Raw genomic sequence first — 8,833 nt, forward strand, 5'->3', positions numbered from 1 at the left:
AAGTCCGCCAAGGTCAACGCCATCCGCACCAAGACCCTGATCGAACAAAGCGACGTAGCGATTATCCGCTTCGGCGACAAATATAAACAATGGAATGCCGCCTTCGACGCCGGTTACTGCGCCGCCCTCGGCAAACCCTATATCACCCTGCACGCCGAAGAGATTATCCACCCTCTCAAGGAAGTAGACGCCGCCGCCATGGCCTGGGCGACCACAACGGATCAGGTGGTTGAGATTTTGAAATACGCGGCCAGTGAAAGCTAAGCAACGTTGCACGCCTGAGGGAGCTGAAACAGGTCGTAACTGGCCTGCATGCCCAACCAGAACTCGGCTTTGCCAACACCAATCAATTCCAGTGCCAACGCAATTTCTGGTTTAAGCGACGCTTCACCGCTGACAACGCGCTTCAAGGTATTGCGGCGACAACCTAGCTGATCAGCGCATCCTGCAGAGCTAATCGGCGATGTACTTGATCGGAGTCGTTTTTATCAATCATCGGTTCGTTAATTCTGAGAAGAACGTACTTTATTCATATCCGGCTTCTTTTTGATGTCGCACAGCGAGAATCACTGCTGTTTCACCATCGAAGCGATACAACGCGACATAACCGCCACTACCGAAATCGATCAGCCATTCTCGAAAAGCTGGCTCCATATCTTCAACAGGGCGCCCGGCCTCAGGCTGGTGGGCCAGTATTTTCACGCCCGCTCGAATTGTCTTGATGGCGCGACGAGCCGCCTCTTTATCTTTAGGAGCGAGGAAGCGATAGAGTCTTTGTACGTCAGCAAGAGCTGACGGGGACCAAATCAGTCGTGACACTTGGGCAGCTCTGCATCATAACCAGCTTCAAGCTTCTCCAACCAGGCGTCAGCTTCCTCAAGCGTCAGATGCTGCCCGTTTTCCTGGTAGGCTTCCCAAGCTCGCAACGCGTCTTGTTTAAAAGATTCGCGCTTTTCCTCACGCTCTACATAATCTCGAATCGCTTCGCGCATGATCCAGTGCGAGGAGCGGTGCCTCACATCAGCCAAGTGCTGAATCCGGCTTTTCAGATCATCATCGAGCTTTATCGAAGTTGCCATATTGTCACCCCGGTATCAAAAGGTAGTACCTCTCACTACCTTACCATAAAAGCTTTGGCGTCACCCCACCTGGCACCCAGACAGAGGGAGAGTTCCAACGGCTGAAGCCCAGCTAATGTGGAATAGATGGAATTCCCGCCTATATTCAAACGTATCCCGCAGGATACAATGCATCGTTGACGAACTTGAAACCTATCGAGGCTATGGCCACCGAACTGGAGGACTAAGCAAATGGTAAAAACGAAAGAATTTAGTCCCTTCGAGTTCATGGAGTCTCAGGCTGAGATCGATGCCTTTCTGCTCGAATGTTACGAAGATGAAGCCCCGAATACCTTTGTCACAGCCCTCGGCCACCTGGCCAAACAGCACGGCATGACAGAAGTGGCAAAAGCCGCAGGCTTGAGTCGGGAAAGCCTTTACAAGGCAGTGAATGGCAAGGTTCAACCCAAGTGGTACACCATTCATCGGTTAATGCGCGTGCTTGGCGTTCGCCTGACTATTGCTGCCTAGCACTGGGCGACAGCGCCATTTATGGCCTCAAAGAAGCACTGCAATTCATAACTCGATTAAGGTATTCCGGTGACAACCAAGTTGCTCGGCCATCATCGCAATGCTGTTCAGCTGCTGACCGTCTTCATCTTCTATCAGGCGCTGCTCGAGGAGCCGCCCGGGATGAGAGGGGTTATGCATAGACATGATGTGCGCTCCGATTAGAGATAATCGTCGTAATCCCGACGATAGATATCTTCATCCCGAAACTCGAAGGACAGCCGCCGGTTGCCTGCCCCCATTGATCCTCAATCAACCAGAATCCATGAACCGCTAAAGTAGAGCCCTCCGCCCCTCCTTGAAGGGCTAATGCTCGCTCCCCCACACAAAAGGCGTGCACCATTATGATGCAAGAAGCTATACTCCAAGCCCCGCCACGAAATTGTTGTTAGGTCCCGTTCTGGGGTGTGGCGCACAGCCGATAATAATGTAGCTACGAGGAAAAAATGTTAACACTAACTAAGAAATATACTTCACACTTTATCGCAGTGTGCATGCTCATGCTCGCTGGAGCCCTTTCAGCGCAAGCATCTGAGCTGGTCATCATGAAGCAGAATGACCGACTGAAGCCGTCAAGCTCCGACCAGATCTTGGGCAAAATTGGAAGTCGGATCGTGGTTCTTCAGTCCGACAGCAATGTTTGCATCTACGATACGGCAAACGGTCAAAAGCGCTATATCTGGGGTTTCGACCAACTCCCAGGATGGATGGAAAAGGGCTACCAAAAGACGTCTGAAATATGGCTCGCGCCGAATGATCTGGTTGTCTATGCGGGCGGAACAAACCTTGCCTATTCCGCTATCACAGCTGACAAGCTTCCCGCCTTTGGCGGCAACGCAAGCCCCGTCGAAATGGTTTTTGACGGAAATTCGATCACAATTCGCAAGGTTAACAATAAGTCTCAGGTTCTTTGGGTCAAACCTTTCGGGCACTGGAACGCAGCCGCGGATATGAATAACGCAAACCCCAACGGCGTTTGGAGTTATGGCGGTGGCACGGTCGGCGGCGACTTTGTCAAGTATCAAATTATCGCAAACAACAAAGGTTTGTGGCACCACGGGCCTGAAGGCTGGAAAGGTGTTTACTTCAATAACACCGGAGCCCCCCAGACCTTATCAGGTGGCCTGAACCCTGCTCCGGGCACACTGATCATTCACCCTGGCAACGGTGCCGACCACCTATCCAAGATTCGCTTCACTGCGCCCAAGGACGGAAGATACGCGGTTAATGCAAACTTCAAAAATATTGACCAGCAGGCAAAAAAAACCTTTAACTGGGTTTACACCAATGCCTCTAGTGAAAATGGCAAGGTTTACAGCTTTACCCCGGCTGGGTGGAAAGAGCTTTATGGACAGGAAATTTCTGGCGTAAACGCTTCTTCAGTGTTTAACCGGGTTGTCACACTAAAAGCCGGCGAAATGCTAAGTTTTGAAGTGGGCAATGCGGGCGATACCTATACCGATGACTCAGTGCAGGTAGATATCCAGATAAACGTGCAGTAATTGAACACACCACGCTCATCGTGGCATCACAGCCCGGCCAGCACTGAATGCAGGCCGGGCTATTTTTTATACCTAATCCCAACCTACCAAACTAAAGCGGTCGGAGCGCTTACTTTTAAACAATTATCAGGCGAGGTTGCGCGCCCGTCTGCGTTACGAGGGCCCATAGCTGACCTGCAGCGGAATTCTGGGGACAGTTTACTTAATTAACTGAAGCACAAATCAACACAAAGGAACCAACACCCCAGTAACTCTAAAAGTCTACCTCTCCGGCGAAATCCACACCGACTGGCGCAATCAAATCATTGAAAGCTGCCGCGAGCAGAAACTGGATATCGCCTTTACTTCCGCCAACACCGACCACGAATCCAGCGACGCCGCTGGCGATGTACTCGACCCCGAGGAAAAAGGCTTCTGGCGCGACCATAAGTCCGCCAAGGTCAACGCCATCCGCACCAAGACTTTGATCGAGCAAAGCGACGTAGCGATTATCCGCTTCGGTGACAAATACAAACAGTGGAATGCCGCCTTCGACGCCGGTTACTGCGCCGCCCTTGGCAAACCCTATATCACCCTGCACGCCGAAGAGATCATTCACCCCCTCAAGGAAGTAGACGCCGCCGCAATGGCCTGGGCGACTACAACGGATCAGGTGGTTGAGATTTTGAAATACGTCGTCAGCGACAGATAATTGGGGTCATAGTCACATTAGAAAATTGGGGACAGTTTACTTATTTAGAAATAGGTAAACTGTCCCCAGTTTAATTCGCGTCGCCTTTAGCCAACGGATCAGTCTTTCTTCTTTTCCAGCGAAGCAGCCCATAAAGCCAGCCGATGCCTTATGGACTGCTGCGACACCTGAAGCTCCAGCATGGGCTGGATAAGCTTGTCCCGCACCAGCAGCCGATATATGTATTCCAGCTTCTCATTGGTCGAATCGGTAGGCTCGAAGATTGCGGCCCCGCGTTTTTCTGCGTAGCGAGTACCGATATCTATAGCCTTGCGTACAAGTTCTTTTTCGTTTTGCAGCTTTTTCATACTATCTCCTGCCAGCTACTTACAGTACTCGGGGGCGATATCACCATCCACGATAGCACGCGGCTGAATAACTGCTCTGTAGCAATTGATTTAGAGCTTCAATAGATATGAGACTGGCTCGAACCGCATCTCGGTTTGTACTTATTGCGCAGTTGTGTAAAATTCACGTTGCGCCAAGATGTTTAATATTTGACCAGATGGCGCATATCAAAATAAAAACCGCACGCTTGTGCCTACTGTGGCATGCCGTCTCCTGTCTAGAGGTAAAACTACGGATGAAGTCTATGCGTCTCCCGCTTTTCTTACTTAGCGCCCTTCTTACAGCCTGCGGCGGAAGCAGCAGTGGTGGCAGTTCCAGCAGCGCCGCGAGTGCAAGCCAACAAGAGGGGCAGTTCGTTGACTCCCCGATCACAGGGCTCGGCTATCGACCTGGAAATGAAATAGACGTTCGGCTCACAGGCCCTCGCGGCGAATTTCAGTTCACATCGGGCCAATCGATAGCGTTCTCTCTAGGCGGCATCCAGCTAGGCTCCGCGCCCGGGCAGCCCTTTATCACGCCGACAACCCTGGCGAATGGCAACGAGTCCATTAGAACCAACCTGGCGCGTTTTTTCCAAACCCTGGACAATGACGGCAACCCCGACAATGGCATTATCCTGGCCCCACGAGTACGGGATCGTGCCCAAGCCCTCAGCCTGTCTTTAGCGGCCTTCTCAGTCGACCCCGCCGATTTTGCTGCCAGCGAAGCGGCGCAGTTTGCGATCTCGGCAAACGGCGATAATCGTGTGTTAATTGACGCTTTAGAGGCACTCAAGCATTTAACCGCCTCTGAACGCGATATCGCGGACGGCCAATTTGACTATGACGGCGGCGTCGATAGCGACAACGATGGTATTAACGACGCAGTTGATGCCTGCCCGCAAACACCTGTGGATGCAACGGTTGACGCTGATGGCTGTGCGCCGGGAGAAGCATTGCAAGACGATGACGGCGACAGCATTGCCAATGGTGAAGATAATTGTCCCGCGATTTCCAACTCTGATCAGGCTGATTTCGATGCCGACGGCCGGGGAGATGCCTGTGATAACGACGTCGATGGCGACGGTCTTGTAGACAGTAAAGACCCCAACCCTACATCTACAGACAGTGATAACGACGGCGTTCCAGATGGTCAAGATAATTGCCCTGCAATTTCCAACTCTGATAAGGCTGACCTGGATGGCGACGCGATTGGTGACGCATGCGACGATGATCGCGACGGCGACGGCACGCCCAACGATATGGACGCGTTTGCAGACGACCCCAATGAAGATAGTGATACCGACGGTGACGGGATAGGCGATAACGCCGATGCATTTCCCGGCGATCCCAACGAATCTCAGGATACAGACAGCGATGGAACAGGCGATTCGTCGGACAACTGCCCACAAACACCAAACCAGGACCAGAAGGACACAGACAACGATGGTAACGGAGACGTCTGTGACAGCGACCTTGACGGCGATGGTGCCGACAACGAATCAGATAATTGTCCGCTAGTATCAAACAAGCAGTCCGATGATCTGGATGGCGATAGTGTCGGCGACGCCTGCGATAGCGACATTGACGGCGATGGCATCGAAAACGGCGCGGACGCCGATAATGACAACGACGGTGTAAACGATAACGACCTTCTCGGCGGTGACGAGGATTTCTGCCACGGAACTCCCCTTAATACCCCTACCGATGAGGTCCATACCCAGGATGCAACCAACAAGGGCTGCACCGACAATCAGCTCGCCCAGGGTGATTACTGCGCAGACGGTGGCATCAAGGTCGCCGGCGGCAATTTTGCGGTCGATCCGCTGGTCTCCGAGTCGGGGCACAACATAGCCTTTCAGCTAATGGAACCTGACACCATCGATTGCGCGACTCTGCACTTGGCTGCACACCCACTAATCTTGCATGGTCACGGCTTTGGCGGTTCGCGCACAACTGAACGCGATCGGTTTGCGGATTATTTAAGCAAAGGCTACGCCGTGATCAGCATTGATCAGCGCGGCTTTGGCGACAGTGCCGGCACTATCCGCACGATGGATCCAGAGTTCGAGGGCAAAGACCTGGTGCAGATACTGGACTGGGCTGAGGAAAACCTCCCCTACCTGGCGTGGAAGAATGATGCAACAGAGAAGTTTATTTCCCGACCTGCCCCGGCCGACAAACCCGCACACAGTGTCGCGAATGGCGACAATCTGGTAGTAGGGGCAATCGGCAGCAGCTACGGAGGCGGCTACCAACTCCTGATTCTGGCGGTGGACGAAAAGAACCGCCTCGACGCCCTGGTACCCGATATCACCTGGCACGATCTGCGCTATAGTTTGAACCCCGGCGACACCATCAAAACCGGCTGGGACCTGGCGCTGGTCGCAGGCGGTGAATCCGGCAGCTATGGCCCCGGACTGGAAAATGGCGATTCACCGAACGATCGCGGCCTCGATCCCTATATCAAGGAAACCCTCACAAGAGGTGCCTCTACCAACGAATTCCCACGGGAAGCTCTGAAGTGGTTCAACTACCACAGCCTGGGTTTTTGGTGCGCCAATCAAGGGCTCCCGACCATGCCCTATCAAGTCACCCACTGGGGAGAAAACGATAGCAACACCATGCTCAGCGACGGCGGGGTGGTCCCATCGCCCGGCGATAAACCTCGCACGCTGCCAGCAGTAGATGTCCTGCTGACCCAAGGCTTTCGCGACACCCTCTTCAATTTCAATGATGCCTGGTGGAATTATCAGTGCCTGTCGGCGCTCGGCGGCGATGTACGACTCTACACTCACCAATCCGGGCATATCTTAGCGGTCGCCGCACCCGATGACGCGCAACCCACACATTCCGGCGCGCCGGCACCCGTCATACCAGCCTTCCAGGATGCCGGCGGCCCCCAAAGTTGCGGCGCAACAAATCTAACCGCCGCGGGCAACACCACCGACAGTCTCGTGCTTAAATGGTTTGACGCGAAGCTGCGTCAATTTACCGGTGTCGATCTCGGCAGCGAAAATATATGCATATCACTGGCCGACGAAGATTCTGTCTCAATACCGGCTGACATGCTGATTGCTCCCGATGCCAATGCGCAGGCCGCCACGCAGATCAAGTTTAGCTCCTCCCCGGTACCCAATGGCGAGCTCGCCGTAGCGCTGGCCGCGAATGGACCAACTGTTGTTGAGCTTGGCAGCGTCGCCGACGTTAACGGAGCGATACTGGCTGGCATACCCCAGCTCGATGTCACCGTAGCAACGGCTGCAGGTGCCAACGAATTGGCGAGTGACTGCAGCCCGCCCGACGTTCCCACACTCCGCACCGGTTGCGACAGTATTGTCTTTGTGGGCATCGGCCAACAGAAAGCCGATAGCGGCTTCTGGGATCTGGTCGACGACCAGATTTACCCGCTGCGCGGTCTCGGCAAACATAGCGTAAACCTCAACGGTATCGCCGAGCGAATTGAGCAAGGAGACAAACTCGCCTTGCTAGTTTACGGTTTTCACCCACAGTTTCCCGCGTCCTATTCTCGCGATGTATCCATCGAGGCTGTAGAGCTAAACGGCAGTATAGGCCTGCCGCTGTATGCCGCAGACGAAGATGGAAATGCTGACTTGGCTAAAAGCGCGGCCAGCGCCCTGACCAATACCTGCGGTTCACCAGAAACCGCCCCCATCGGTGTTACGTCCGAAGGAGGCGAAGCACTATTGCAGGATTTCACCCGGACGGACTTTGAACAACTCGACTTCGACAGTGATGGGTGTGCCGCACAATATAAGGCCCTGGTTCCCGTAGACGTTGTCCGCAAACAGGATAGCGAACGAGAAGTCCGAAACGAGACAACAACTATCTTCAATCTGGACGTCCCCCGCTGGGTGACCTATGTAATTTGCCACCCATCACCAGATCAGTGCAGTGCGCTGCGGCCGCTGGTAGAGGTTGGCAACTTTGACTTGGATGAAGACAATGAGCTTCGTATCAATGCGCCTATGTCTGCAGACATAGGTAGCGATGTTCCACCAAACACCTCCTCAATCAACTCGGTGCAGTGGAAGCCAAACGCCGACGTGGCAGCAGTAGGTGTCAAGTTTTCCATTACTGAAGGTAACCCTCAGACAGCTATGACAGTTTTGTTCGATGCGGGAGCTGCTATAGGCGACATCCTCGTCAACAATAATAGCGAGACGGTCTCTGTCCAAGCGGGAGATCTTATAAAAGCAAAACTTTGGCACACAACTGTAAACACCGAGGGCAACACAACCCTAGATTATCGGGTTGGGGGTCTATACACCGTTGACATATCTCTAATCCGCAACGGAAGCACTGAATTCTTCGCACGACACAACTGTAGTAATATTTCTCTAAGCGACTTTGATCCGAGGAAAGCGGGTACTGCCGCTTGTGATGGCTCGAGCGCAGGAGCCGGTTGGTTGCTGAATTTCGTCCAGGATTGGCGAGTAACAGAGGTTGCGTTTGACGATGTTTTCAATTTCGCCAACCCCGACGACCCTGTTTTTTCGATTCTCGATGATGTCGAACTGGTAATAGCTCAGTAATTGCTTCGCAACAAATTACACCGCCCAGGCTAACGACCTGGGCTTTTTTATGGTTCATCGCATATTAGGGTGGAATGCTGCTCTGATCTTG

10 protein-coding genes are annotated in these 8,833 nt (G+C 53.2%); 5 read left to right on the plus strand and 5 right to left on the minus strand.

The window, feature by feature from the left end:
* A partial coding sequence (locus tag ABYP39_RS14930; protein WP_372783308.1) for a YtoQ family protein occupies nucleotides 1-264 on the plus strand: 264 nt, incomplete at its 5' end.
* Here ABYP39_RS14930 and ABYP39_RS14935 read toward each other — a convergent pair.
* From ABYP39_RS14935 to ABYP39_RS14945, 3 genes are all read right to left on the minus strand, one after another.
* Nucleotides 261-458, minus strand: coding sequence for a HigA family addiction module antitoxin (locus ABYP39_RS14935; RefSeq protein ID WP_372783324.1), 198 nt, complete (start codon nucleotides 456-458; stop codon nucleotides 261-263). The two genes, ABYP39_RS14930 and ABYP39_RS14935, sit on opposite strands and share 4 nt — an antisense overlap.
* Nucleotides 459-525: 67 nt before the next feature.
* Nucleotides 526-819, minus strand: a complete 294-nt coding sequence (locus ABYP39_RS14940; RefSeq protein WP_372783310.1) for a type II toxin-antitoxin system RelE/ParE family toxin — start codon at nucleotides 817-819, stop codon at nucleotides 526-528.
* A complete protein-coding gene (locus ABYP39_RS14945; protein WP_372783312.1) occupies nucleotides 807-1,079 on the minus strand; it encodes a CopG family ribbon-helix-helix protein in 273 nt (90 codons plus the stop codon). Before ABYP39_RS14945 ends, ABYP39_RS14940 begins: the two co-directional genes overlap by 13 nt.
* A gap of 231 nt (nucleotides 1,080-1,310) precedes the next feature.
* On the opposite strand from ABYP39_RS14945, the gene ABYP39_RS14950 reads away from it, so the two are divergent.
* A complete protein-coding gene (locus ABYP39_RS14950; protein WP_372783314.1) occupies nucleotides 1,311-1,589 on the plus strand; it encodes an addiction module antidote protein in 279 nt (92 codons plus the stop codon).
* A gap of 45 nt (nucleotides 1,590-1,634) precedes the next feature.
* On the opposite strand, the gene ABYP39_RS14955 is transcribed toward ABYP39_RS14950, so the two are convergent.
* The gene (locus ABYP39_RS14955; protein WP_372783316.1) at nucleotides 1,635-1,775 is read right to left on the minus strand and encodes a hypothetical protein; all 141 of its coding nucleotides are present in this window, start codon (nucleotides 1,773-1,775) and stop codon (nucleotides 1,635-1,637) included.
* Between the two features lie 299 nt (nucleotides 1,776-2,074).
* Here ABYP39_RS14955 and ABYP39_RS14960 point away from each other — a divergent pair, with 299 nt between their 5' ends.
* Nucleotides 2,075-3,130: a hypothetical protein gene (locus ABYP39_RS14960; RefSeq protein WP_372783318.1), complete on the plus strand. Its 1,056-nt coding sequence runs from the start codon at nucleotides 2,075-2,077 to the stop codon at nucleotides 3,128-3,130.
* A 277-nt stretch (nucleotides 3,131-3,407) separates the two neighbouring features.
* Nucleotides 3,408-3,821: a YtoQ family protein gene (locus tag ABYP39_RS14965; RefSeq protein ID WP_372783326.1), complete on the plus strand. Its 414-nt coding sequence runs from the start codon at nucleotides 3,408-3,410 to the stop codon at nucleotides 3,819-3,821.
* A 98-nt stretch (nucleotides 3,822-3,919) separates the two neighbouring features.
* Here the strand turns inward: ABYP39_RS14965 and ABYP39_RS14970 are convergent, their stop codons facing one another.
* The gene (locus tag ABYP39_RS14970) at nucleotides 3,920-4,168 is read right to left on the minus strand and encodes a DUF5062 family protein (RefSeq protein ID WP_372783320.1); all 249 of its coding nucleotides are present in this window, start codon (nucleotides 4,166-4,168) and stop codon (nucleotides 3,920-3,922) included.
* Nucleotides 4,169-4,452: 284 nt separating this feature from the next.
* Between ABYP39_RS14970 and ABYP39_RS14975 the strand changes: the two genes are divergently transcribed.
* Nucleotides 4,453-8,742 carry a thrombospondin type 3 repeat-containing protein gene (locus ABYP39_RS14975; protein WP_372783322.1) on the plus strand — a complete coding sequence of 1,430 codons (4,290 nt, stop codon included), beginning with the start codon at nucleotides 4,453-4,455 and terminating at the stop codon, nucleotides 8,740-8,742.
* The last annotated feature ends 91 nt before the right edge of the window (nucleotides 8,743-8,833 follow it).

The organism is Litorivivens sp. (assembly GCF_041625495.1).
Lineage (GTDB): Bacteria > Pseudomonadota > Gammaproteobacteria > Pseudomonadales > Spongiibacteraceae > Litorivivens.